Source organism: Arthrobacter sp. MSA 4-2 (assembly GCF_016405885.1).
In the GTDB taxonomy this organism is placed as follows: domain Bacteria; phylum Actinomycetota; class Actinomycetes; order Actinomycetales; family Micrococcaceae; genus Arthrobacter_D.
Genome location: NZ_JAEKGC010000001.1, coordinates 183,430 through 207,713, shown reverse-complemented (window position 1 = coordinate 207,713; position 24,284 = coordinate 183,430). Strand labels below are relative to the sequence as shown.

Annotated in this window: 24 protein-coding genes and 1 pseudogene; 14 read left to right on the top strand and 11 right to left on the bottom strand. The window is 68.3% G+C overall.

Going from position 1 to position 24,284, the window contains the following annotated elements; genetic code table 11:
• Positions 1-171: 171 nt before the first annotated feature.
• Positions 172-2,223 carry a bifunctional diguanylate cyclase/phosphodiesterase gene (locus I6N91_RS00870; RefSeq protein ID WP_198810033.1) on the bottom strand — a complete coding sequence of 684 codons (2,052 nt, stop codon included), beginning with the start codon at positions 2,221-2,223 and terminating at the stop codon, positions 172-174.
• 311 nt (positions 2,224-2,534) lie between these two features.
• Between I6N91_RS00870 and I6N91_RS00865 the strand changes: the two genes are divergently transcribed.
• Positions 2,535-3,176 (top strand): ScbR family autoregulator-binding transcription factor, encoded by a 642-nt coding sequence (locus tag I6N91_RS00865; RefSeq protein WP_198810032.1) that lies wholly within the window; start codon positions 2,535-2,537, stop codon positions 3,174-3,176.
• A gap of 202 nt (positions 3,177-3,378) precedes the next feature.
• Here the strand turns inward: I6N91_RS00865 and I6N91_RS00860 are convergent, their stop codons facing one another.
• Together I6N91_RS00860 and I6N91_RS00855 are read right to left on the bottom strand one after the other, a co-directional pair.
• Complete coding sequence (locus I6N91_RS00860) at positions 3,379-3,918, bottom strand: heme-degrading domain-containing protein (protein WP_198810031.1); 540 nt, start codon at positions 3,916-3,918, stop codon at positions 3,379-3,381.
• Positions 3,919-4,031: 113 nt separating this feature from the next.
• The gene (locus I6N91_RS00855) at positions 4,032-4,247 is read right to left on the bottom strand and encodes a hypothetical protein (protein ID WP_198810030.1); all 216 of its coding nucleotides are present in this window, start codon (positions 4,245-4,247) and stop codon (positions 4,032-4,034) included.
• Between the two features lie 202 nt (positions 4,248-4,449).
• On the opposite strand from I6N91_RS00855, the gene I6N91_RS00850 reads away from it, so the two are divergent.
• Positions 4,450-4,680: a hypothetical protein gene (locus I6N91_RS00850; RefSeq protein ID WP_198810029.1), complete on the top strand. Its 231-nt coding sequence runs from the start codon at positions 4,450-4,452 to the stop codon at positions 4,678-4,680.
• Here I6N91_RS00850 and I6N91_RS00845 read toward each other — a convergent pair.
• Complete coding sequence (locus tag I6N91_RS00845) at positions 4,677-4,832, bottom strand: hypothetical protein (RefSeq protein ID WP_165968701.1); 156 nt, start codon at positions 4,830-4,832, stop codon at positions 4,677-4,679. The two genes, I6N91_RS00850 and I6N91_RS00845, sit on opposite strands and share 4 nt — an antisense overlap.
• A gap of 308 nt (positions 4,833-5,140) precedes the next feature.
• Here I6N91_RS00845 and I6N91_RS00840 point away from each other — a divergent pair, with 308 nt between their 5' ends.
• Entirely contained in the window at positions 5,141-6,604 is a 1,464-nt protein-coding gene (locus I6N91_RS00840) for a GH1 family beta-glucosidase (RefSeq protein WP_198810027.1), read from the top strand.
• A 59-nt stretch (positions 6,605-6,663) separates the two neighbouring features.
• On the top strand, positions 6,664-7,638 hold the full coding sequence (locus I6N91_RS00835) for a LacI family DNA-binding transcriptional regulator (protein ID WP_198810186.1): 975 nt from the start codon (positions 6,664-6,666) through the stop codon (positions 7,636-7,638).
• Positions 7,639-7,695: 57 nt separating this feature from the next.
• On the opposite strand, the gene I6N91_RS00830 is transcribed toward I6N91_RS00835, so the two are convergent.
• Both I6N91_RS00830 and I6N91_RS00825 read right to left on the bottom strand, forming a co-directional pair.
• Positions 7,696-7,977 (bottom strand): hypothetical protein, encoded by a 282-nt coding sequence (locus tag I6N91_RS00830; RefSeq protein ID WP_233091291.1) that lies wholly within the window; start codon positions 7,975-7,977, stop codon positions 7,696-7,698.
• A 152-nt stretch (positions 7,978-8,129) separates the two neighbouring features.
• The gene (locus tag I6N91_RS00825) at positions 8,130-8,354 is read right to left on the bottom strand and encodes a hypothetical protein (RefSeq protein ID WP_120167147.1); all 225 of its coding nucleotides are present in this window, start codon (positions 8,352-8,354) and stop codon (positions 8,130-8,132) included.
• A 255-nt stretch (positions 8,355-8,609) separates the two neighbouring features.
• On the opposite strand from I6N91_RS00825, the gene I6N91_RS00820 reads away from it, so the two are divergent.
• From I6N91_RS00820 to I6N91_RS00800, 5 genes and pseudogenes are all read left to right on the top strand, one after another.
• Complete coding sequence (locus I6N91_RS00820) at positions 8,610-9,479, top strand: hypothetical protein (RefSeq protein ID WP_198810025.1); 870 nt, start codon at positions 8,610-8,612, stop codon at positions 9,477-9,479.
• Between the two features lie 72 nt (positions 9,480-9,551).
• Complete coding sequence (locus I6N91_RS00815; RefSeq protein ID WP_198810024.1) at positions 9,552-10,943, top strand: aminotransferase class V-fold PLP-dependent enzyme; 1,392 nt, start codon at positions 9,552-9,554, stop codon at positions 10,941-10,943.
• Between the two features lie 21 nt (positions 10,944-10,964).
• Positions 10,965-11,912: an acyl-CoA thioesterase gene (locus I6N91_RS00810; RefSeq protein WP_198810023.1), complete on the top strand. Its 948-nt coding sequence runs from the start codon at positions 10,965-10,967 to the stop codon at positions 11,910-11,912.
• 63 nt (positions 11,913-11,975) lie between these two features.
• Positions 11,976-12,844: pseudogene (locus I6N91_RS00805) on the top strand (aldo/keto reductase).
• 109 nt (positions 12,845-12,953) lie between these two features.
• The gene (locus tag I6N91_RS00800) at positions 12,954-13,655 is read left to right on the top strand and encodes a type 1 glutamine amidotransferase domain-containing protein (protein WP_198810022.1); all 702 of its coding nucleotides are present in this window, start codon (positions 12,954-12,956) and stop codon (positions 13,653-13,655) included.
• Positions 13,656-13,757: 102 nt separating this feature from the next.
• Here the strand turns inward: I6N91_RS00800 and I6N91_RS00795 are convergent, their stop codons facing one another.
• On the bottom strand, positions 13,758-14,546 hold the full coding sequence (locus tag I6N91_RS00795) for a nitrilase-related carbon-nitrogen hydrolase (protein WP_198810021.1): 789 nt from the start codon (positions 14,544-14,546) through the stop codon (positions 13,758-13,760).
• Positions 14,547-14,691: 145 nt separating this feature from the next.
• On the opposite strand from I6N91_RS00795, the gene I6N91_RS00790 reads away from it, so the two are divergent.
• The 4 genes from I6N91_RS00790 (at position 14,692) to I6N91_RS00775 (ending at position 18,137) form a co-directional block, all read left to right on the top strand.
• Positions 14,692-14,865, top strand: coding sequence for a hypothetical protein (locus tag I6N91_RS00790; RefSeq protein WP_198810020.1), 174 nt, complete (start codon positions 14,692-14,694; stop codon positions 14,863-14,865).
• Positions 14,862-16,328: a cytosine permease gene (locus tag I6N91_RS00785; protein ID WP_198810019.1), complete on the top strand. Its 1,467-nt coding sequence runs from the start codon at positions 14,862-14,864 to the stop codon at positions 16,326-16,328. Before I6N91_RS00790 ends, I6N91_RS00785 begins: the two co-directional genes overlap by 4 nt.
• A complete protein-coding gene (locus tag I6N91_RS00780; RefSeq protein ID WP_198810018.1) occupies positions 16,325-17,422 on the top strand; it encodes an alcohol dehydrogenase catalytic domain-containing protein in 1,098 nt (365 codons plus the stop codon). Before I6N91_RS00785 ends, I6N91_RS00780 begins: the two co-directional genes overlap by 4 nt.
• 73 nt (positions 17,423-17,495) lie before the next feature.
• On the top strand, positions 17,496-18,137 hold the full coding sequence (locus I6N91_RS00775) for a TetR/AcrR family transcriptional regulator (RefSeq protein WP_198810017.1): 642 nt from the start codon (positions 17,496-17,498) through the stop codon (positions 18,135-18,137).
• 82 nt (positions 18,138-18,219) lie between these two features.
• Here the strand turns inward: I6N91_RS00775 and I6N91_RS00770 are convergent, their stop codons facing one another.
• The 4 genes from I6N91_RS00770 to I6N91_RS00755 form a co-directional block, all read right to left on the bottom strand.
• On the bottom strand, positions 18,220-19,851 hold the full coding sequence (locus tag I6N91_RS00770) for a glycoside hydrolase family 13 protein (protein WP_198810185.1): 1,632 nt from the start codon (positions 19,849-19,851) through the stop codon (positions 18,220-18,222).
• Positions 19,852-19,925: 74 nt separating this feature from the next.
• Complete coding sequence (locus I6N91_RS00765; RefSeq protein WP_198810016.1) at positions 19,926-20,819, bottom strand: carbohydrate ABC transporter permease; 894 nt, start codon at positions 20,817-20,819, stop codon at positions 19,926-19,928.
• Positions 20,819-21,709 carry a carbohydrate ABC transporter permease gene (locus I6N91_RS00760; protein WP_233091290.1) on the bottom strand — a complete coding sequence of 297 codons (891 nt, stop codon included), beginning with the start codon at positions 21,707-21,709 and terminating at the stop codon, positions 20,819-20,821. The genes I6N91_RS00765 and I6N91_RS00760 overlap by 1 nt, the downstream gene beginning before the upstream one ends.
• Complete coding sequence (locus tag I6N91_RS00755) at positions 21,706-22,980, bottom strand: ABC transporter substrate-binding protein (RefSeq protein ID WP_198810015.1); 1,275 nt, start codon at positions 22,978-22,980, stop codon at positions 21,706-21,708. Before I6N91_RS00755 ends, I6N91_RS00760 begins: the two co-directional genes overlap by 4 nt.
• A 131-nt stretch (positions 22,981-23,111) precedes the next feature.
• Between I6N91_RS00755 and I6N91_RS00750 the strand changes: the two genes are divergently transcribed.
• Positions 23,112-24,251: an ROK family transcriptional regulator gene (locus I6N91_RS00750; RefSeq protein WP_198810014.1), complete on the top strand. Its 1,140-nt coding sequence runs from the start codon at positions 23,112-23,114 to the stop codon at positions 24,249-24,251.
• The last annotated feature ends 33 nt before the right edge of the window (positions 24,252-24,284 follow it).

The following is a 24,284-nucleotide window of genomic DNA, read 5'->3' as shown; positions in this document are numbered from 1 at the left end:
GCCCAGTGGCGGGGTGCCGGCCCGCTTGCCCGGGCGGCGCGGTGCCGGGCCGCACCGGCGCTCAGGCCCTCAGGCCTTCAGGCGCTCAGGCCTTCAGGCCCTCAGACGGCCAGGGCTCAGGGCTTCGTGACTCGGTCCCTGAGGCGCTCGGGCGTTGGGACCTGCAGACGCTTAGGCCAGCAGCTCCAGCCGTGGCCCGGCAGGCTCGGCGGTCGTGCGGATCTGGCGCACCAGCCAGTCCACGAGGAGCCGTCCGGCGCCGGCGTGTGCCGCCCGTGGATCATGCTGCTGAATGTGCCACCGACCCACGTCGGCGCTGCTGCCGTAAGAGGCGAGGAATCGACTCAGGGGGCATTCGGCCAGGGCGCGGGGGTGGGGCGAACCCAGTCGGGCGAACTGCCAGTGGTAGGCCAGCGCCCCAAGGCTCGTGCTGAGCGAACCGTTGGGCGCCGGCAGGCGGAAGTGCTCCACCCACGCCGCGGCGTCCTGGGGTGCCAGCGGGCGGCTGAAGTGGAAGCCCTGGCCCAGGGGCGCGCCGAGGACCGCCACCGCCTCGGCAATCCCCTCGTCCTCGATCCCTTCGACCACGACGTTCATGCCGAAATCCCTGCCCATCTGGATCAGGGTCGCGATCAGGCTGAGCGTCTCGGGCGGCTTGGTACGGATGTCCGCGAGCAGATCGCGGTCGAGCTTGATGGCGTTGAACGGCAGGGACGACAGCCGCTTGAGGCTGCTGTATCCCGCTCCGAGGTCGTCCATGGCGAGGCCGACCCCCAGCCGGACCAGTTGGCTGAGGGCCTCCCGCTGGATGTCCCACTCGAGGGTCTGCGATTCGAGCAGTTCGAGGCCGAGCCGGTGGGGCGCGATTCCATGGCGGGTCAGGGCGCTGCTGATCAGGGCGGGTGAGGCCGGATCGAGAAGGGTGGTAGGCGGCAGGTTGACCGACACGCTGTAGTTCACCCCTTGCCGGTCCCACTCGGCCAGTTGGGCAAGGGACTGCTCCAGGACGGTGGAGAAGAGGTAGTCCAGGTCGAAGGTCCCCAGGTCCTTGACGAACCCGGCGGGCTCCAGCACCGTCCCGTTGGGAAGCGTCAGGCGGGCCAAGGCCTCGAACAGGTGCACCGAGCCGTCCCGCAGGTCGATGACGGGCTGAAGGCAGATGGACAGCCCTCCACCGTAGAGGGCATCGCGCCGCCGCTCGCGGGCCCACGCGGCCTCCTCCTCGGCCGTATCGGCGCGATCCTCCCCTTCTGCGGCGCCGGCGGAGGCCCCGGCCGGTGCCGAGGAGACCTCGGCGGCGAGCTCCCACCATCGGCGCCGTCCGTGTTTGCGGGTCTTCACCTCATAGAGAGCCTCGTCGGCGCTCTTGAGCAGGGAAGCGGTATCGAAGCCGTCTTCAGGGAACAGGGCGAGCCCCATGCTCATCCCGATGGTCACCCTGCGCCCATCGATGCTGAAGGGCACCTCGACGGCGGAGGAAAGCCGCTCCAGGACCCGCGTGAGGCCCGCCTCCGGAGCGCCGCGGCTGATACCGCTGAGGATCAGGACGAACTCGTCCCCGCCCATCCGGCCTAGGAAATCCTCATCGCGCAGCTGCGCCTGGATCCGCGCCGCCCACTCCTTGAGCAGCATGTCCCCCGCCTCATGCCCAAAGGTGTTGTTCACGACGCGGAAGTCGTCGAGGTCGATCATGCCCACGGCCGCAGTGATCTCGGACCGGGGCCCGCCCGCCAGAATGTCCGCAAGGTGGTTGTTCATCGCCAGGCGGTTCGGCAGCCCGGTGACGGGATCGTGGAGCGCCTGGAAGCGTAGCTGTTCATGGAGCGCCATCCGGGTGTTGATGTCGCGCTGGACACTCACGAAGTGGGTGAGCTCCCCCGACTCGGAGGTCAGGGGCGTGATGCTGAGCATGTTCCAGAACGCCGACCCGTCCTTCCGGTAGTTGAGGATTTCACCCCGGAAGGGCTCGCCGGCGTCGAGCGCAAGCCGGATGGCGGCACGGGTCTCGACGTCGGTGCCCGGCCCCTGAAGCATCCGGCAGTTCCGCCCCAGCACCTCATCGGCCGTGTAGCCGGTGATGGCCGTGAAGGACTCCGAGACGTGCTGGATGTTCTCCGAAGCATCGGAGATCAAAGAAATTTCCGATGTCGCAGCCATCGCCTTGATGAACAGCTCCTCCGGCAATTCGCCGCCGCCGAATCGCGGCCCATGGCGCAGATGCATGACGTAGTCCCCCTCTACCTGTCACACCCGAAAGCACCGGCCACCCGCCGTCGTGCCCGCGCGGTCAGCACAGCGTTGCGCTGCGCCTTAGGCCGGATGTTAATGGCATGCTAACCCCTATCTAACCCGGCGTATATCTGGTGCTTTTGCCGGAACGGGCGACAAAAGCCGTCCAAGAACCATGGTGGGAGCGCACCACCCATCCGGCCTGAGGAAGGGCACAACGTGGGATCCAACGTCGAAAAGTCCAGGGGACACCCCGTGCAGCTGGTGCACCCGCGGGGCACCCCGCCCGGTCCCGGGGAGCCGGCATGATCCAGCAGCGGGCACGGGCGACCCGCGAGTCGATCCTCGCCGGCGCCGCGGCGGTCTTCGAAAAAGAAGGCTATGGGATGGCCTCGCTCGCGCGTGTCGCAGAGGAGGCGTCGGTGACCAAGGGCGCGCTGTACTTTCACTTCCGCTCCAAGGACGAACTGGCACGGGCTGTCATTGCGGCCCAGCATGCCCGTGGGATGGAGCGCTCCGCCGCCGTCGTGGCTGAGGGCCGCCCGCCGCTCGAGTCGATGATTCTCATCATTAGGGGCTTCGGGCAGGACAGCCTCAATGAACCGATCGTCCGAGCCGGAATCCGCCTGACCTTCGAGGCATCAGCTTTCGGCCAGGATGTGGCGGAGCCCTACCGGCACTGGACCGAGGCCCTGGAGTCAATGACCCGCACCGCGCGGGATGAGGGCTGGCTGCATGCGGAGGTCGACCCGGGATCCTTCGCGCGGCTCCTTGTGGCCTCGGTCGCAGGTATCCAGATGGTCTCCGGCATTCTCGCCGGGCGCCGGGATCTGATGGAGCGCCTCGAGGAAATGTGGGCGGCCTTCCTCCCCGGCATCCTCGCCCAGGAGCATCAGCAGGAGGCCGGGCGGCTCGTCGGACTCGTCCGCGGAACGCCACAGGAATGAAACCGGTCGAATGGTTTGTTTTTAACGCCGGCTGTGCTTAAGCTTCGTTGTGGCGCACGACTCACCGCTCCGTGGGGGAAGCGATGAGACGACGGAACGCATCCGTTCCCGCCACCGACCGTGCCCGGCGCGTGGTTCACTCCACGTCCGGGCACGGCCACACTCCCGCGGCCCGCAGGCCGCCCCGCCTAACCCGCTTTGCTCAATCCGCCTCATGCCGCCAGGACCGCAGCGCCTCGACCACCAGATCGTGGTCGGCGACCTGCGGCAGCCCGGACACCGTCACGACGGCCACCGGCCCCACACCGCGCACATACAACGGAAACGCTCCGCCGTGGGCGGCATAGAGCGCCGGATCGAGCATCGGGTTGTCCTCGGGCCTTCCGCCACCCCGGCGCGCCCGTAGTCCGACCAGCAGGGACGGCTCCGTATACCGCAGCGCGGTGCGGCTCTTGGCCGCGGCCCACAGGTCGTTATCGTAGGTCGCGCCGTCCAGGGCCACGTGGAAGACTGTGTGGTCGCCGCGGCGGATGTCGATGGCGATGGGAAGGTTCCTCTCGGATCCCAGCTCCACAAGCCGGAACCCGAGTGCGAGCGCATCGGCAGCGGTGAACCGGTCAAACTGGAGCTCGGCGATCTCGCCTTCGATTCTCGCGATCGCTGCGGCGAGCAGCTCCTCCGACTGGGGTTCGGATGAGTCGGGATCGAATTCCGGGGCGTGCGGGAGTTCAGGTGTCTGCATCGCACCAACCTACTCCGCGGCGGCCCTTCGTGCCTGCTGCAGTCCCGGGATGGGCCTGCGACGCCTGGCGGGCCCACTGCGCCATCGGCCCGGACCGGGCAGCCAGCCGGCGCCTACCGCCGGTTCAGGATCCCCCGGATCATTCCGCCGAGCCCGCTGCGCGACCCGCTGCTCATGCCGCCCCGGCCGGTGGTGCGGCCCATGCCGCGCCCTGCGCCGCCCATGCCACGGCCTACTCCGCCCGTGCCGCGGGTCCTGCCGGTGCCCGTGGTCCCCGTGGTGCCGCGGCCCGCCAGTCGTCCCGCAGCGTTGATAAGTCGGTTGCTCAAGCCCATGGCGCACTCCCTGGTTGGCTGTGCCCGCAGGCGGAATACCCACCGGTCACGCCTCAATGCTAAGCCTGCGTTGTATTCCCGGCCATAACTTTCAGGACCCTTCATTCCGCTGATTCCCTCTGGGTACGATGATGACCTCAGCCCCCATCCGGGACCCCGGGGGCGGCGGCGGACACTCGCACAAGGAGCGGACAGCATGGCAATCGCGGAGGACGACGGCGGGGAAATGGTGATTGGCGATGTCAGCCGGGTGGGCGGACGGGCCCTTGCGGTGGGGCTTTCGGGCGCTGGGGGCGACGAGGTGCTGAAGATCGGCTGGGTGGAACAGTCCGCCGAACTCGAACTGACCATGGAGGAGGCGGTTGCCCTGCGCGATGAGATCGACAGGATCATCCGCGACCGCCAGGCCCACTCCCAGGGACGTTAGGCCTGGACCGCAGGATCGGCGACGATGACCCGGTGGTTGCCCTCGCACTGATACACGGCGATCGCCCCCTCCGGGACGGGGCCGGACGCCGGCCACTGGCTCTCCGGAAGCTCCTGCAGACTCGATCCGCATGATGGACACACAGCGCTCATCTTCTCCTCCTGGATACTGCGGGCAGGTCCTGTCATTAAACCCGGTCGCGGCCGCCGGGCCTATGGGATCGGCTTTATGCCTGCGCTGGACAAATCGCACGATCTGCCCCCTCCTTTGACACTTCCGCTCCGGCCTTCCTAGACTCGACCCACCCCGTGAGAGCGCTCTCTGCGGCCCGCTCGGCCCACCCCCGCCCGTGGAGGTGGGCCCACCCGGACCGGAGGAGCGGCAGCGCCGCAGCGTTGCTTTCCCGGCCGCCGGCAGCACAGCGTTTTCCGCAACCCATTCAAGGAGCAGGTAAGGGCCCATGTCTCAGCAGGAACACTTCCGCACGAACTGGCCGCAGGGCTTCCTCTGGGGTTCGGCTACCGCCGCCGCCCAGGTGGAGGGGGCCGGCCACGAAGGCGGCAAGGAGGACTCGGTCTGGGACGCCTTTGCCCGCATCCCCGGCGCTGTTGCGAAGGGGGAGAACCTCGAGACCGCTGTGGACCACTACCACCGCATGCCCGAGGATGTCCGCCTGATGAAGGAACTCGGACTCGACTCCTACCGGTTCTCCACCAGCTGGGCCCGCGTGCGCCCCGGGGACCGAGCCGTGAACCGCGAGGGGCTCGACTTCTACTCCCGGCTCGTCGATGAACTGCTCGACGCCGGCATCCTTCCATGGCTGACCCTCTACCACTGGGATCTGCCGCAGGCGCTCGAGGAAAAGGGCGGGTGGGCCAACCGCGACACCGCCTACCGCTTCGCCGAGTACGCCTCCGACGTCTACGAGGCCCTCGGCGACCGCGTGAAGCATTGGACGACCTTCAACGAGCCGTTCTGCTCCTCACTGCTCGGCTACGGCTCAGGGGTGCACGCCCCGGGCCGCCAGGAGCCACGCGCCGCCATTGCCGCCGTGCACCACCAGCACCTGGCACACGGCCTGGCGGTGGCGGAGCTGCGCAACCGCGGCGGCGCACACCTTGGCATCACCCTCAACCTCAGCAATTCGATCCCGAAGGACCCGTCCGACCCAGTCGATCTCGAAGCGGCACGGCTTTTTGATTCACTGCAGAACCGGATCTTCATCGACCCGATCCTCCGCGGCGCCTACCCCGAGGACTCCCTGCGGGACCTTGAACCCTTCGGGCTGGCCGAGCTCATCCAGCCGGGCGACCTTGAGGCGATCGGGGCTCCGCTGGACTTCCTCGGGGTGAACCACTACCACGACGACCTCATTAGCGGGCACCCCGACCTCTCGGGCAGCGACGGACATTCAGGCGGCGCGGAGCGGCCGGCGGCGTCGCCCTGGATCGGCGCCGAATGGATCACCTTCCCCAGCCGCGGCCTGCCGCGCACGGCGATGGACTGGGAGGTCAACCCCGATGGACTTCGGCACCTGCTGGTGCGCCTTGGCCGGGAGTACGAAAACCTCCCCCCGCTGTACATCACGGAGAACGGTGCGGCGTACGACGACGAGGTCAGTGCCGATGGTGCCATCCACGACGCCGAGCGCACCCGGTTCATCCGAGACCATATCGACGCCGTAGGGCGGGCCATCGACGAGGGTGCCGACGTGCGGGGGTACTTCGTGTGGTCCCTGCTCGACAACTTCGAATGGTCGTGGGGCTACGGCAAACGGTTCGGCATCGTGCGCGTTGACTACGACACCCTGGCCCGCACCGTCAAGGACAGCGGCCACGCCTACGGCCGGGTGATCGCCGCCGCGCACTCCGGCTCCGATCCGGCCGCCGCGGCAGCCGAGGCGCAGGACCGGCCGGCCGGGTAGGCTCCCGCCCTGTGACACACCGCGATCCGGGCCGGGCCCGGCCGGCGCCGACCCTCGAAATGGTGGCGGCGCTGGCCGGAGTCTCGCGCGCCACGGTCTCCCGGGTGGTGAATAATTCCCCGTCCGTGGATCCGCAGCGCGCACGGGCGGTCCGGGATGCCATCGCGGCACTGAACTACGTCCCGAACCGTGCCGCCCGCTCGCTGGCCAGCCGGCGGACCCAGGCGGTGACGCTGGTGCTCCCGGAGTCGACCTCGAAGGTCTTCACCGACCCCTATTTCGCCTCGGTCATCGAGGGCATCGCCGGCTACCTTGCGGAAACCGAGTACACCCTCACCATGATCCTTTCCTCGGAGTCCTCACCCGAGAAGACCCGGCGCTACCTGCTGGGTGGGAACGTTGACGGGGCCCTCGTTGTGTCCCATCACAGCGGGGACAACTCCTGGGCACGGGTGAGCGGGTCCCTGCCGGTCGTCTTCGCCGGCCGCCCGCTGGTGGGGGAGGCCGGGAGCCACTACGTCGAGGTTGAGAACGAGTCGGGCGCGGCCGCCGCCACCGACCTCCTTCTATCGCGGGGGCGGCGGAACATCGCCACCATCGCCGGCCCGCAGGACATGCCCGCCGGAATTGACCGGCTCACCGGCTGGCGCAGGACACTGGCCGGTGCAGGCCTGGATTCCTCGAGGGTCGAGTTCGGGGACTTCACCCCCGCCTCGGGGGCGGCGGCAATGCGCCGGCTCCTCGCCCGCGGCGCCCCGATCGATGGACTGTTCGTGGCGAGCGCCCAAATGGCCGCCGGAGCGTACTCGATCCTCGCGTCGCACTCGCTGCGGATTCCCGGGGATGTGGCGGTCGTCGGATTCGACGACGACGAGTTCGCGGCGGCGCTCACCCCGGCCCTGACCACAGTCCACCATCCGGTGACCGGTATGGGAGCGCGGATGGCGGAGAAGCTCGTGGCCCTGATCGAGGGCCGCCCGGTCGAACGGGTCACCCGGCTGGGCACGTCCCTGGTGCTTCGCGGTTCTGCCTGAGCCGCCCGTGGCCCGGATGGCCATCCGGGGACGCCGGGCCCGCCTGGGCCCGGAGGATCAGGCTTCGGCCTCTTCCGCGTCCCCATCTGAGGTCTTGAGGACGGTCACCTCGGCGACGGGCCGGGAGTCCAGCTCGGCGTCCTCGTCCCTGCGGTCCAGTTCCTCGGTCAGCTCCTCGAGGCGGAACTCGGTCTCCGGGACAAGCTCCCCCAGCTCGTCGTACTCAGCATCGATCTCGCGGTGGATCTTGCTGTGCAGGACCTCGACCGACTCGTCCCTGAGCTCCGTCAGGTCTTCGGGGAACGGCTCCTCCGGGGTGAGTCTGCTCTTGTTGGGCATGTGTTTTGCTCTGTCCGTGTGAGGGGTGGCGGGGACCGGATTCGACTCAACAGCGTTCATCGAAGCCATTAGGAAAGCATATAGGTAGCTTTCCTAACAAATGCCAATGTGGCCTTTCTTCCCTCCCTGTCGCCCGGAGGAGAACGGCGGCTTCACTCGGGCTGGATTTCCTTGGCACCCGCCGGCGCACCCGACAGCCCAACCACCTCGGGCTCGGGCAGGTCTGCGGCCTCGGCGATGAGGGCAGGATGTTCGCCGTGGCGCAGCGCCTCGACGACAGCCTCCTCAAGGGTCAGTGAGGCGTGGTCCAGTTCGAAGGCCGCAGCCTCCTTGTCCGCTGCGGCAATGCGGATGCGTCGGAGGTCTTCCTCGTTCATGTGTTCAGCCCTTCTTTCCTGGACCGGAAATACGCCGGGAAGACCATTCCGCCCCCCATCTGTCCTGCTCGAAATCAGCCGAACACGCTCATCATAGGAGCACTTCAGTGTTTCCGGTAGCGGCGGGTGCGGACGGCAACTAACCGTTCACATCCTGTGCCTCCGGCGGAGCCGTCCGGCACGGTGGCACCCTTGCCCAACGGTGTTGTTTTTGCCAGTGTTGGCATCTCCGACTCCCTCCGAGAGGCATGACACATGGACCTGGCCTCAGCGGCAGCCGAGCTGTACGCGCTGCCCCTTGACGAGTTCACCCGTGCCCGGGACGACCTGGCGAAGGAGGCCGCTGCGGCCGGGGACAAGGACCTGGGCGGTGCACTCCGGAAGCTTCGGAAGGCCTCGACGGCGGCGTGGCTGGTGAACGTCCTGGTCGACCGGAAGCGGGAGGAGATCGAGCAGGTGCTGGCCCTGGGTGAATCCCTGCGCGAGGCCCAGGAGACCACCGACCGGGCCCGCCTTCACGCGCTGGGGCAGCAGCGGCAGCGCCTCCTGGCCGGCATCGCACGGCAGAGCCTTGACCTCGCCGCCGGACTCGGCCACCCGGTCGGCGCCTCCGCCCTGCCGGAGGTGGAGGGGACCCTTCGGGCGGCGATGACGGATTCCGGTGCGGCGGCGGCCGTCCTCACCGGCCGGCTCATCCGCCCGCTCGAGGTTTCGGGGTGGGAGCCGGTGGATTTGAGCGGCGCGGTCGCCGGGCCGTTTGAGGACCCGTTCGAAGCCGGCGCCGATGCCGGGGAGGAGGGCCGGCCCGCCGACGGTCCGAAGCGCGCGGTGCGGCTGGCACAGGCCCGGACCGACCTTGCGGAGGCCGAAGCCGCCGCCCAGCGGGCGGCCGGGGAGGCCGAGGCGCTGCAGAAGCGCGCGCACCGGATCGCGGTGAAGCGCGAGGGTCTCGCGGCCTCCATCGAGGACCTCCAGGAGCGGCTGGGGGTGCTGCAGCGCGAGCTGGACGGGTTGGACGCCGAAGCCGCTGAGGCCGGGCGCGCGAAGGACGCAGCAGAACGTGCGGCCGAGGCCGCACAGGAGGAGGTGGAGGAGGCGCAGCAGCGGGTCGGGGAACTCACCTGACGGTGGGCACCCCGGGAAATCCGACCCGGTCGAGGCCTCGGCACGGGCTGCGGTCCCTGCTAAGGTGGCGGCATGTCGGCCCGGCCGGACGCCTATGGCGACGCGTTGGAGAGGGCGAGGGTTCACGCTGAGAAGTGGCTCGCGTCGGTCCCTACGCGCGCTCTGCCGCCCGGGCGAACGGCGGACGAACTCGCCGCGCAGTTCGCCTCTCCCCTGCCCGACCAGCCGACCGATCCCGCTCGAGTCATCGATGAGCTTGCCCTGCTCGCCGAGCCGGGGTTGATGGCCATGCCATCCGGCCGGTTCTTCGGCTGGGTCATCGGCGGCACCCTTCCGGCGGCGCTCGGCGCCGACTGGCTGGTGAGCGCATGGGACCAGAACGCGGGGCTGCGCTTCGCCACCCCGGCCGTGGTGGCCGCCGAGGAGGCCGCCGGGGGATGGCTGCTGGAGCTGCTCGGCCTCCCGGCCGGAAGCGGCGTGGGGTTCACCACCGGGGCCACCATGGCGAACTTCGTCGGCCTCGCCGCCGGACGGCAGGTCGTCCTCGACAGGGCCGGCTGGGACCTCGACCGGGACGGCCTCGCCGGAGGCCCCCGCGTCCGTGTCTTCGTCGGAGCCGAACGGCACGACGTCATCGACCTCGCCCTGCGCTACCTCGGGCTCGGTGCCCCGACCGTCGTCGAGGCGGATGCCCAGGGCCGACTTCGGCCCGATGCCCTTGCTGCGGCCCTGGACGCCGGCGAAGGCCCCGCCCTCGTCTGCCTTCAGGCGGGCAACCTCCACTCCGGGGCGTCCGATCCGATGACCGAAGCGGTCGCCGTCGCCCATGCGAGGGACGCCTGGGTCCACGTCGACGGCGCCTTCGGCCTGTGGGCCGCGGCAAGCCCGCACTACCGGGGGCAGCTGGCCGGCATCGAAGCGGCCGATTCCTGGGCCACGGACGCCCATAAGACGCTCAATGTCCCCTACGACTGCGGGGTGGCGTTTGTCGCCCGGCCCGAGGTGATGCGCGGAGTGTTTGGGGTGCATACGAGCTACCTCATCGCCGATGTCTCAGGCCCCGGGGATCCCCTCGAAAAGGTTCCGGAGCTGTCCCGCCGGGCCCGTGGCGTCCCGGTCTGGGCCGCCCTGCGCTCCCTCGGCCGCTCCGGCAGCGTCGACCTCGTCGAGAGGCTCGCCCGGCACGCCCGCGCCCTGGCCGACGGCATCGGCCGGCTGCCCGGGGCCGAGATCCTCAACGAGGTTGCCTTCACCCAGGTCTGCGTGAGCTTCGGGGACGACGAACGCACCCGGCGGGTAACCGAAAACCTGCTCGCGGGAGGAACGGCCTGGATGTCCGGATCCCGCTGGCACGACCGGGCGGTGCTCCGGATCTCCGTGAGCAACTGGTCCACCGACGAGGACGACGTCGAGCAGTCGATCGCCGCCGTCGCCCGTGCCCTCTCGGCGGTTGGAGAGGGGTGAGCAGGCGCGGTGGATGAACCGATGAGCTCCCGCGGCACCATGGTCCTGCGCTTCCTCGCCGCCCCGACCGACGTCGCCGTCGGCGGCAGCACAGTACAGGCCGGCCGGGTGCTCGAGTGGATCGACAAGGCAGGGTTCGCCTGTGCCGTCGGGTGGAGCGGCGGCTACTGCGTCACCGCCTATGTCGGGGACGTCCGGTTCAACCGGCCGATCCCCGCCGGCAGCCTCATCGAGGCCCATGCCAAGCTGATCTACACCGGCAGCACCAGCATGCACATCCTGGTCAGCGTCCTCTCCGCGAACCCCCGCTCCGGCCAGTACGAAGAGGCCACCGAGTGCCTCCTGGTGTTCGTTGCCGTCGACGACGACGGCGCCCCGCGGCGCGTTCCCGAGTGGACCCCCTCCACCGATGAGGAACGCGCCTTCCATGCGGCGGCCGCGGAGCGCATCCCGATCCGGTCGGAGATCAAGAAGGAGGTGGCCCGCACCACCTACACCGCGGCCGGGTCCGGGCCGCAGATGACCTTCCGGTTCCTCACGGCGCCCACCGACGCGAACTGGAGCGGCAAGACCCACGGCGGCACGGTGATGGCCTGGATCGACGAGACGGCCTTCGCCTGCGCCACCGGGTGGTGCCGGCAGAACACCGCGGCCGTCTACGCCGGCGGCATCCACTTCCACCGCCCCATCCCGGTGGGCCACCTCCTGGAGATCGAGGCGAGGCTGCTGATGACCGGAACCTCGAGCATGCATATCGGGCTGCGCGTGCGTGCCGCCGACCCAAAGGACCAGGTGATGCATCTTGCCGCGCAGTGCCTGAGTGTCTTCGTGGCCCTGGACGACGACGGCCGTGCCGTCCCGGTGCCGGCATATACGCCCGCCACCGAGGAGGACGAGGCGCTGCAGCGCCATGCGCAAAGGCTCAAGGAGCTCCGCGAGGGCATGCCGGTGCTGGACCTGAGGCCGTAGGCTCCTCGGTGACGCCGGTCTCGCCCGACGGAACAACCGGCGCAGCCCGGCCGTTGCGGCAGTATGACTGAAACTCCACACACGGCAACGACCCTGTCCCCGACCATCGACCTCAAGGACCTCGGCACGGTCCACCGGCTGGGTTTCGGCGCCATGCGCATCACCGGGCCGGGCATCTGGGGTGAGCCGGCACACCGCGGCACTGCCATCGACGTCGTCCGCCGTGCCGTCGAACTCGGCGTGGACTTCATCGACACCGCGGACTCCTACGGGCCAGACGTCAGCGAGGAGATTCTGGCCGAGGCCTCTACCCTTACCCGGAAGGCGTGCGCATCGCCACGAAGGTCGGCTTCACCCGGCCCGGCCCCAACCGGTGGGTCGCCGTCGGCCGCCCCGAATACCTGCGCCAGCAGACCGAACTCAGCCTCCGCAAACTCCGCGTCGACTCCCTCGACCTGCTCCAGCTGCACCGGATCGATTCGAAGGTCGACGCCGGGGAGCAGTTCGCCACCCTCCGCGACCTCCAGCAGGAAGGAAAGGTGAAGGCCCTGGGCCTGTCCGAGGTCACGGTGGACCAGCTGAAGGAGGCGGAGAAGTACTTCACCGTCTCCACCGTGCAGAACCGGTACAACCTCACCGACCGCACCTCGGAAGACGTCCTGAACTACGCCACGGAAAACGGGATCGGCTTCATCCCCTGGGCTCCGATTTCCGCAGGCGAGCTCGCCCTCCCCGGCGGCCCGGTGGACGAGGCCGCCCGGCGACTGAACGCCAGCGCCTCCCAGGTCGCCCTGGCCTGGCTGCTGCGCCGTTCGCCGGTGATGATGCCGATCCCGGGCACGGGCTCCATCGGCCACCTCGAAGACAATATGGGCGCCCTCGGCATCGCGCTCGATGACGCAACCTACGCGCAACTCGAATCCGCCCGGTAGCGCTCCCCGCTGAACCGGGCACAAAGACCGGCCCGGGTAGGCTGACTCCAAGGACACCAATCAACCGATCGGCGTGCCCGCCGGGCGCGCCCGTGAAGGAGTACAACCCATGGCCCGAATCCTGATGGTCGTATCGTCCGCCGACGCCCTCACCATGAAAGACGGCAGCTCCCACCCAACCGGCGTCTGGGCCGAAGAGCTCGTCGTCGCGCACCGCACCCTCCGTGAGGCCGGGCACTCGGTACAGCTAGCCTCCCCCGGCGGGGTCAAGCCGACGATCGATGCGGCGAGCCTCGACCCGGAGCAGATCGGCGGCGCCGCCAAGGCCGAGGACTTCCGCTCCTACCTCGCGGACATCGACAACGAGCTTTCCTCTCCCCTGGTCCTGGCGCACGTCAGCGCATCCGACTTCGACGGCGTCGTGATGCCCGGCGGCCACGGCCCCATGGCCGACCTCGCCGAGAACAAGGACTTCGGCCGGATCCTCGTGGAGACCAACAACGCGGGCAAGGTCATCGCACCGTTCTGCCACGGCCCGGCCGGCCTGCTCAGCGCCGTGAACGAGGACGGCGGCTTCGCCTTCGCCGGACGGCGCATGACCGTGTTCACCAACGAGGAGGAGCTCGCCGGCGGCACCGGCGAGAACACCCCCTGGTTCGTTGAGGACGTGCTGCGCGAGAGGGGCGCGGTCCTTGAGACCTCGGCCGCGTGGAGCAGCGTCGTGGTGCGGGACGGCAACCTGATCACGGGCCAGAATCCGCAGTCAAGCGAGGATGTCGCCAAGGAAGTCATCAAGGCCCTCGCCGGGTAGGCTTCGGCTGCTTCGAGTAACGCAGACGACGGCGGGCGGTCACAGAAGGGTGGCCGCCCGCCGTCGTTCCCGATGTTTCGATGTCCCGATGTCCGTGCCGAATCAGCCGTACAGCGCCGGGCGCATGCAGGTGAGGTAGGTGTTCAGGCCGCGTGCCCGGCCCACCTCCGATCGATCGACATGGGCGACCAGCAGTTCCTCCCCGCCGCCGGCGAGCCCAAGGAAGGTGCCGTACGGGCTCGCGATGCTGCTCAAGCCCGTGAAGTCCGGGCCCGTGTGGTTGGCGTAGGCGATGTAGACGCCGTTTTCGAGGGCACGGGCCGGCACCAGCAGGGTGGAGATCCGTTCCGCGTTGTAGGTCAGTTCCGGCGGACGCCCGCCCACGTCCCCCGTGGTCGGAACGGCAGTGGGGATACAGAGGAGGTCGGCACCGCGGAGTGCCGCGCTGCGCACAAATTCCGGGAATTCAATGTCGTAACAGATGCCCAGCGCCACGGAGAGACCCATCAGCGGCACCAGGTCCGGGAGGTCGTTTCCCGGCGTGAAGACGGATTTTTCCTCGGGCCCGAACAGGTGCGACTTCCGGTACCGGGTGAGCTCCATCCCCTGCCGGTCGAACAGCGAGGCACTGATGTGGTGCCGCTCCCCCGCGGCCTCGACAGTCGATCCGACGAGCGCGATGCCGTGCCGGCGGGCGATTCCGGCCAGTTCGGCCCGGATGCCTTCTCCGTCCGAACCGACAACGAGCGCCGGGGCGTAACCGGTGGCGAAAAGCTCGGGGGTCACCAGGAGTTCAACCCCCTGCTCCGCGGCGCGCCCGGCATAGCCGTCGATCCGGCGCAGGTTTTCCTCGACGGCGTTCACCGCCCCCTCGGCCTGCAGCACTGCCATTGCCGGCACGGCTCCTCCTGCCCAGGGGTCCGCCGGCCCCGGCGTAACACCTGAAAAATCGAACGAAATCCATTGACAGCCTTCATGATAGGCACAACTATTGGTCGAAAACCGAATGACATTCGATTATTGGAGACCCGGACCAATGGATTCAGCTGACACCACGACGGCGGCCGAGCTTCGCCGGCGGCTCGCCGAAATCTCGGCCCGCGAACAGGGCGATCCTTCGCGGAATGCCCTCTCGGGGCGGGACCTCGGCCTGTTCACGGCCGTGACCCTCGGCATCACCCTGCTTGGCTTCCTGGTGCTGGCCCTGTGAGCACCGCACACGGCGAGCGCGGCACGCCTGTAACGGACGGTAAAAACGGCGGATCCCTGGGTTCGCTTCCCCTGCTCCTTCGGGAACGGATCTGGAACGGATCCGACTTCACGGGCGTCAATATCAGCCTTGCCATCGCCACCTGGGCGTTCCTCGTCGGCGGCTCAACGGCCCTGCTTGTCGGCTTCCAGCAGGGCATCGCCGCCATGGTCATCGGCAATGCGATCGGCCTTGGCTTCATGATCCTCGCGAGCGTCGTGGCGAGCCAGCGCTACGGCGTCGAGCAGTACACCATCCTCCGGCCGGTGTTCGGGCTGGTCGGGGTGGGCATCCTTGTCTTCACCGTCATCCTGATCACCGAGATGGGCTGGTCGTCGCTGCTCGCGATCATGGTGGGCCGGGCCGTCACCCAGGTGTCGAACTCAACCTTCAACACCGACTTCGGCCCGGAGAGCCTCATGGTGACGTTCTTCGCGCTTGTGGCCATCGCCATCTCCTGGTGGATCCTCTCCCGCGGGCCGGTCACCATCGGCCGGTTCAACAAGTTCATCGCCCCGGGGCTGATCGTCGTCACGGTGTTCCTGATGATCTTCCTCGTCCTCAACACCTCGTGGGATGCGCTCCTCACGGCGGCGCCGCTGGCGCCGTTCGAGGACGACCGCCTTAACTTCGCCCTCGCCGTGGAGTTCAACGCCGGCGTCGGAGTGTCCTGGTACCCGGTGATGGGCTCCCTCGCCCGCCTGACCAGGACCCCGCGGGCGGCCCTGTGGCCCTCCTACGGCGGGCTCCTCGGCGCCACCCTGATCGCGCAGATCGTCGGCATGGCTGCGGCCCTGACCCTCGGCGATTCCGACCCGACGGTCTGGATGCTTCCCTTCGGCGGCCCCCTGCTCGGCGCCTTCATCCTGCTGTTCATCGCCTTCGCCAACATCACCAGCACCTCCTCCATTGTCTACTCGACGGTGCTTGCCATCCGCCAGGCCAGCGGCAACCTGCTCTCACGCGTCCGGTGGGCGTGGCTGTGCGCCGCGTTCTTCGTCCTGCCGGCCATCCTCGCCTTCTTCCCGGGCTTCATGTATGAGCGGTTCATGGTCTTCGTGACCCTCAGCGGGGCCTTCCTGGCACCGATGTGCGGGGCGATCATCGCCGACTATTTCGTGCTGCGCCGCCAGCGGGTCGAACTCGAGGAGCTCTATCGGCACCGCAGCGACAGCGCCTACCACTTCTCCGGCGGAATCAACTGGGCCGGGCTTGGGGCCGTCGCCGCAGGAGCCTTCTTCTACCTGGTGATCTACAATCCGGTCACCCTGACGACGCTGCCGGTCTTCAGCTACATCACCGCGTCCCTGCCCTCGGCCATCGTGGGGGCTGTCGTCTACTACGTGCTTGCCCGCGTTCTCTATGTCCGCCGGGGCATCGGCGGCTACGCGCCGGCCGCGGCGAAGGTCGAGGAGCGCGCATGAGCCGCCTATCACGCGCCGCCGTGCACCGGGCCGGTTCGCGGGACCTCCACCTGACCAGCGTCGAGGTGGCCGACCCCGCTCCGGGGACCGTCCTGGTGCGCATGGGAGCCTCAGGCGTCTGCGGGTCGGACCGCCACGTGCTCGACGGCGACTGGACGCTGCCCTCCCCCACCGTGATGGGACACGAAGGGGCCGGCACCGTCGAGGCGGTCGGCGAGGGCGTCACCGACGTCGAGGTCGGCGACTCCGTCATCCTCTCCTGGTTCTACCCCTGCAGGCGGTGCACCGCCTGCGTTTCGGGGAGATCCTATGTGTGCACGGGCAGCCGGTCGGAGGAATGCCTGCTGCCCGACGGCAGCACCCCGCTCTCACTCGACGGCGAGAGGGCGTTTCCGTACCTGAGCGTGGGTTCGATGAGCGAGTACGCAGTGGTCCCCGAGGCAGGCGCCATCCGCATCCCGCGCGAGGTGCCCTTCGACGTTGCGAGCCTTATCGGCTGCTCGGTCGCGACCGGCTTCGGTGCTGTTGTGAACGACGCCGGGGTCGAGGCCGGAACCTCGGCCGTCGTGGTGGGGACCGGAGGGGTCGGCCTCTCGATCATCATGGCGCTGCAGCTCGTCGGCGCGAATCCAATCATCGCCGTGGACCTGAGCGAGGAAAAGCTCGTGGCGGCGAAGGCCTTCGGCGCCACCCATACCCTTACGCCCTCGGACGGGCTCGCTGAGGAGATCCGCCGGCTGACCGGCGGCGGGGCCGCGTACGCCTTCGAGGCGATCGGACGGGTCTCGACCATTGAGTCCCTTCCGTCGCTGATCGCGGCCGGGGGCAAGGCCGTGATCGTTGGCCTTCCTCCCGAGGACTCCCCCATCTCCATCGACGCGCTGTCGCTTGCCGAGGGCGGAAAGTCCCTGATCGGATCCAACTATGGCTCCACGGTGCCTGGCCGGGATTTCCCCCGCCTCGCGCAGCTGTTCCTCGCGGGGCGCCTGCCCGTTGATCGGCTCATCTCGCATCGGATTACGCTTGACGAGGTCAATGAGGCCTTCGAGGCGATGCGCCGGGGCGAGCGGGCCCGGAGCGTAATCGTGTTCTAGGACTGCCGGCGGGCCTTCCGCCGGCACGGACGACGGCGGAGGTGCGGCAGCGCACCCCAGGACGGGAGGGACCATGGGGCGTCCACGCCAGGCGATCCTGTCGCCCGAGAAGATCTACCGGGCAGCCCTTGAGCTGGTTGACGAGTTTGGGGACTTCACCCTGCCCGGCCTGGCGCAGCGGCTGAACGTCAGCCCCTCCTCCATCTACCACCACGTCCAGGGACGTCCGGAGATCATCAACGGGATCCGTTCAGTCATTGGATCGGACGCGCTGGCGTCGGGTGATTTCCTCACTGCACGCCCGGCCTGGCAGGACCGGGCCGCGGCGTGGGCGCGCAGCTACCGCAGCGCGCTGGGCCAGCACGCCAAGGCCATCCCGCTGCTGGTCGGTGAGGCAGTGACGGACAAGGCCACCCTCGACATCTACGAACAGCTCGCCGCCCTGTTTGCCGGGGCGGGCTTCGGGCCCAATGACGTGGTCGTCGCCGTCACGGCGCTCGACAGCTTCATGCTGGGGTCCGCCCTCGACTGGGCGTCCCCGGAGTCGGCGTGGGTGGCCGATCCCGCTGCGCAGCCCGCCCTGCACGAAGCCTTCGCACAGGCCTCCCTTGAGGGACGGCGCTCCGACCTCGGGTTCGAAGTGGGGGTGAGGGCGATCATCAGTCATCTGGAGACGCTCCTGCCCGGACACCAGCGGGCGGCCACCAGTAGGTGACCGCCCGCCGTCGTCGAATGGTGCAGCGTCGAATGGTGCAGCGTCGAATGCGCCATCGCGCGGTGTTCCCGCCGTGGAGAGTTTAGGCCTCCGCGACAACCCACGCGGTGGTGTCGGCGGGAAGCTTCCCGTCAGCGAGGGGTGCGCTGCTCACGACGACCCTGCCCGCCGGCAGGTCAACCGGGTCCGTGCCGAAGTTGGTCACCGAGTGCCAGCCGCCGGAGCGGGTGAAGTGAAGGACCTCCGGTGCCGAGGGAACCCAGTCGAGCTGCTCGGTGGTCTGGAGTTCCCGCCGCAGCGCCAGGGCACTGCGGTAGAGGTTCAGGGTGGAATCCTCACCCTCCTCCTGCACCTCGACGGCGGAGTCGGAGAACCAGTCCGGCTGGGGCAGGTGGGCCGTCTGTCCGCCGAAGCCGAAGGAGGGCCCTTCGGCGGTCCATGGCAGCGGCACCCGGCACCCGTCGCGGCCGACTTCGACGCCCGGGTTGCGGAAGAACGTCGGGTCCTGGCGCGCCTCGTCGGCGATGTCGGCCACCTCGTGCAGGCCAAGCTCCTCACCCTGGTACAGGTAGGCCGAGCCGGGCAGCGCGAGCATCAGCAGGGACGCAGCGCGGGCGCGCCGGAGGCCGCGTTCGGCGTCCAGCTCGGGGGTGGTTCCACCGCTGAGCAGCCAGTCGATGCCGGTCGGCTTGCCGTCGCCGGCCGGGGGCAGGCCGTAGCGCGTGGCGTGGCGGACCACGTCGTGGTTGGAGAAGACCCAGGTCGAGGAGGCGCCGGAGTTCTCGGCCTCGGTGAGGTTGGTGGTGATGATGCTGCGGAATTGGCCGGGATTCCAGTCGGCGCGCAGCAGGTCGAAGTTGAACGCCTGGCCGAGCCCGTCGGGGCTGGCGTAGCGGGCCCGCCGGGTCGCGTGGACCCAGGCCTCGGCGACGGCAGTACGCGGCGGGTCGTACTCGTTGAACACCTGCCGCCATTCGGAGTAGATGTCGTGGACCTCGTCGCGGTCCCAGAAGGGGTGCTCGCCGTTGAGGTTTTCGTCCTCGGCGCCCAGCTCGGCCTTCGAGGGAAGCGGGTCGGTGAGGTTTTTGGTCAGCGCGTGCGCCACGTCGACCCGGAAGCCGTCGACACCGCGGTCGGACCAGAAGCGCAGCGTCTTCAGGAAGTCATCGCGCACCTCCCGGTTGTCCCAGTTGAGGTCCGGCTGCTCCGGGGCGAAGAGGTGCAGGTACCACTGGCCGTCCTCGGTGCGGTCCCAGGCGCTGCCGCCGAAGACGGACTCCCAGTCCGAGGGCGGCTCCGAGCCGTCCGGGCCCTTGCCGTCGCGGAAGATGTAGCGCTCCCGGGCCGGTGATCCCTTGGGCGAGGCCAGGGCCTCACGGAACCACTCATGCCGGTTGGAGGTGTGGTTGGGCACGATGTCGGCAATGAGCTTGATCCCGGCACCGTGCAGGGCGTCGACCAGTTCATCGAAGTCCTCAAGGGTTCCAAGCTTCGGGTCGACGTTTCGGTAGTCGTCGACGTCGTAGCCGCCGTCGGCCAGGGCCGAGGGGTAGAACGGGCTGAGCCAGACGGCGTCCACGCCCAGGGACAACAGGTAAGGAACCCGCGAGGTGATGCCCCGAATGTCGCCCAGACCGTCGCCGTTGGAGTCGGCGAAGCTGCGGGGGTAGATCTGGTAGACGGCGGCCTGGCGCCACCAGTTGGGGTCCGACATGGAGCCGGTCTGTGCGGAAATTTCGGCGGTGCTTGTAGCCACGGCGGGGTTTCCTTTCGGTGTCTGGTGAGAGTCTATTTGGTCGAGCCGCGCATGACGCCGGAGACAACCCAGCGCTGGGCGAACAGGTAGACGAGCAGCAGGGGGGCCAGGGCCAGCAGGTAGGAGGCGAAGGCCACCGGATAGTTGGTGTTGAACTGGCCCTGGAAAATGAACTGGGCCAGCGGGAGGGTTTGGGCGGCCGGGTCCGAGAGGATCACCAGTGGGAGCAGGAAGTCGTTCCACGCCCACAGGCAGGTGAGGATGCCCACGGTGGCGTTCATCGGCCCAAGCAGCGGGAAGATGATGCGCCAGAAGATGGTCCAGGTGCTGGCGCCGTCGGTCAGGGCGGCCTCCTCCAGCTCGAGCGGGATCGAGCGGATGTACGCCACGTAGACGAAGATGTTGAACGAGAGCCCGTACACCGTGTACAGCAGGATCAGGCCGAGCTGGTTGTCGAGGCCGAGGATCGCGGTTTCCTTGACCACCGAGAGCAGGATGATCGGGAACGGTACGAAGAGGGCGGCGATGAAGTAGAGGTAGAGGCCCTTGAAGAACCTGCGGTGAAGGTTCCGGGCGATGGCGTAGGCGACCATCGAGTTCGTCAGGAGCGTCAGCAGCACCGCCCCGACCGTCACCAGGGCAGTGTTCAGGAGTGCCCGCGGGAACTTTACCGTGGTCCACGCCTCGGCGAAGTTTTCCCAGCGGGCACCGATGGGCAGTTCGAATCCGGTGCCGCCGAGCTGGTCCGGTGTCTTCAGTGCAGTGACGACGGCGAGGTACAGGGGGATGAGCACCGTCAGGGAACAGGCCGCGACGAGTGCGGTGAGCCACCAGTTGATCTTCGTGCGGTCGCGCCGCAGGGCCTTGGGGGCTGGCCCGGACGGGGCAGAGGTACGTGGAGCTGCCGATTCGGCTGTAGCTGTCATTAGAAGGAAGCCTCCCTGCGCTGCAGGATGCGCAGCTGGACGAATGAGATGGCGATGATGACGATGAGGTAGATCACGGCATTGGCGGTCTGGTAGCCGTATTCGCCGCCCTCGAACCCGCCCCGGTAGATGAGCAGGGAGATCGATTCGGTCGACGTGCCCGGTCCGCCGGCGGTCAGGGAGACGATCTGGTCGAACACCTGCAGGAAGTTCTTCAGGGACAGAACCATGTTGATGGTGAAGAACGCCCCGATGAGGGGGAAGGTGATGGACCGGAACTGCCGCCAAGAGGAGGCTCCGTCGAGCGAGGCCGCCTCGTACAGCTCACCGCCGATGGTCTGCAGCCCGGCCAGGTAGATGATGATGTTGAAGGCGGCCGCCTGCCAGACGGAGAGGATCACCACGCCGATCCAGGCGGTGTCGGCGTCGGCGAGGATGCTCGTGGTCAGGGCGTTGATCCCCAGTGCTTGGGCGATCGCCGGGACCGAGTTGGAGAACAGGTAGTTGAAGACGTACCCGACGATGAGGATCGACAGGATGTTCGGGATGAAGAAGATCCCGCGGAAGCCCGTCTTGAACTTGATCCGCCCGTTGAGGGCGATGGCCACGGCCAGGGAGATGACGTTGACCGCAACGGTCGAGACGATCGCGAACAGGAACGTGAACCCGTAGGCGTTGAGGATACGGTCGTCGCGGAAGAGGTTGATGTAGTTGCTCAGCCCGACGAAGGACCACTCACCGTAGCCGGCGTAGTTGGTGAAGCTGAAGTAGATTCCACTCAGCAGCGGCACCGTGTGGAACACCGCGAAGATCACCAGCGCGGGAAGGACCATGAAGTAGAAGACCCGGGGGGTCTTGCGGCCGACGTTCGGCCTGGTCAGCGTGCTCATGGCTTGTCCTTCTCATTGCTGATGGTGCGGGCGGCGATCTTGTTCCACTCGTTGTCCAGTGATGCGAGGAGGTCCTCGGTGCTTCCTCCGAGGACGAACTCCTGGAGCAGCGGCGCCAGCGGCAGGCTCGAGGGGATCTGGTGGTCGATGAAGCCGATCAGGCGTCCCTCGGTGAAGTAGGGGGCGAGCCCCTCGAGCGCTGGATCCTCGCTGGGCGGGCTCGCCTTCAGGGGCGAGAAGGCGCTCTGCTCCTTCGCGTACGCCTCGACGACCTCCTGCGAGAGGAGGAACTCAGTGAACTTGCGTGCCTCCTCGGGGTGCTCGGTGTCGCGTCCGATGGAGATCCCGACGTCAACGCCGGAGACGACGACGGTCTCGGCGGGGTCGTTGCTGGCGGGGTAGGGGAACGAGCCGATGTTGGCGTCAGGGTTGGCGGCCCGGATGGCTGGGATCGCGTAGCTGCCCTGGAGGTACATCGCTGCCTCGCCGGCGCCGAAGGCCGCATTGCCCGCGTTGTAGTCCTTGCTTGGCGCATCGGGCTGGCCGTAGGAGAACAGCGTTTTCAGTTTCTCCGCCGCTTCCGGGTAGTCCTTGGAGAACGACGCATCGCCCTCCTTGGACAACAGGTCCGCAAAGAAGCCCTCGGGCTGGAGGGCCCCACCGAGGTTCACGAAGGCCGGCCCAACGGTCCAGGCGTCCTTGAGCGTTGTGTAAAACGGGGTCACACCGTTGGCCTTGAAGGTCTCAGCCGCTTCGATCAGCTCATCCCAGGTGCGGGGAGGGTCCACGTCGTACTTGGCGAAGATGTCCTTGTTGTACAGGATGCCGCTGGCGTTGCTGGAGAACGGCAGCGCGTTGATCTCCGAGGGGGTGCGGGTGCCCAGTTCCTGGACGATGTCCTTCACCGCCGGAAGGACGGTGTCAACGGCAGGATGGTCGCTGAGGTCGGCGAAGACTCCCGCCTCGGCGAGTCTGCCGTAGTTGCCGTTCGTGTTGAGGGTCAGGACGTCCGGGGTCTTGTTCTTCACCAGGAGCGTGCGGATGGCGGTGTCGGCATTGGGCACGTGGTTCTGGACCACGTTGATGCCGGGATTCTGGGCTTCAAATTCGCTGATGATCTTGTCGAAACTGCCGACGGCTTCCGGTTTGAACTGGAAGAAATCGAGGGTCACGACGTCGGTGTCGGAGGGTGCGCAGGCGGACAGCATCAGCGCTGTCGCCGCCGCGGTGGCGAAAAGCTTCGCTCGGGAGGACCGGGGCTGTTTGAACATGGGGTTATTTTTACCTTGGAATAAACTAGGGTGTCAAAGGCCCTCGGGAAGGGAATTTCTGGCCCCCTGGCGGACTTCCTACGCGGTGTTACAGTTACTGTGAAAATAATTAGGAGCTCTTGGAGGCGGCCATGGAAAAAGTCCTCGCTCTCTCCCCCGACAGTCCCATCCGCAGCATCGCGCGCGAGGTGCTGATCCACGGCCCGATCTCGAGGGCCGACCTGGCGGCCCGCCTCGGCCTCTCGGGTGCGAGCCTGACGCGGCTCAGCAAACCCCTGCTCGACGCCGGAGTGGTGCGCGAGTGCGAGGAGCTGCTCCCCGGCGGGGTGGGCCGTCCGACACGCCCGCTGGAAATTGTTCCGGAGGCGCACCGGTTCGTCGGCATCAAGCTCAGCGGCATGAGCGCGGCGGGCGTTGCGACGAACCTGCGTTCAGATGCGCTAGCTACCGCCGAGCGGCTCCTGCCCAGCCACGACGTCGCCGACGTGGTCGCGACCATCCTGGCGGTCATCGAGGACCTCGGCGGTGCCTCCCAGTTCAGCGGCGTCGGCGTCAGCATCGGCGGGAAGATCAGCGCCGACGGCGTCGTGGTCCGCGCACCGTTCCTCGGCTGGCGCGATGTGCCCCTGGCGCAGTTGATCGAGGCCGAGGTCGCGGTTCCGGTCGCAGTTGAGAACGACGTCGTCGCCCTCACCATGGCCGAACACTGGTTCGGTGGCGGACGCGGGGAAACCGACTTCGCCGTCCTCACCGTCGGCGCCGGCGTGGGGTACGGGCTGGTGCTCCACGACACCGTCATCGCGCCGCCGGATGCCGGCCTCGGCCTCCTCGGCCACTACCCGCTCGACCCATCGGGCCCCCTGTGCTTTGAGGGCCACCGCGGGTGTTCCTCGGCCGTCCTCACCATTCCGGCGATCTGCGCCCAGGTCGCCGCCGCCACGGGCCAGCAGTACCGGTACGAGGACATCCTCGACCTGGCCCGCGCCGGCCATCCCGTTGCACGGGCGGTGATGGGCGCCGCGGGCACCGTCCTGGGAACGCTGATCGCCGCCGTCGGGAACCTGACCATGGTTGACCTCGTCGTGCTCTCCGGTGAGGGGATGGAACTCGCCGGGGTTGCCCCGGAAAAGATTGACGCGGCGATTGCGTACCACCGGGACCCGGAAGCGACGCCGATCCGGCTGAAGCGCCAGCCGACCGACTTCGGCGAATGGGCCCGGGGCGCCGCCGCCGTCGTCATCCAGCGCTCAATCCTCGGCACCCTGCGCTAGTGCCCGGACAAGGTCAGCGGCGGGCGGCCCCCC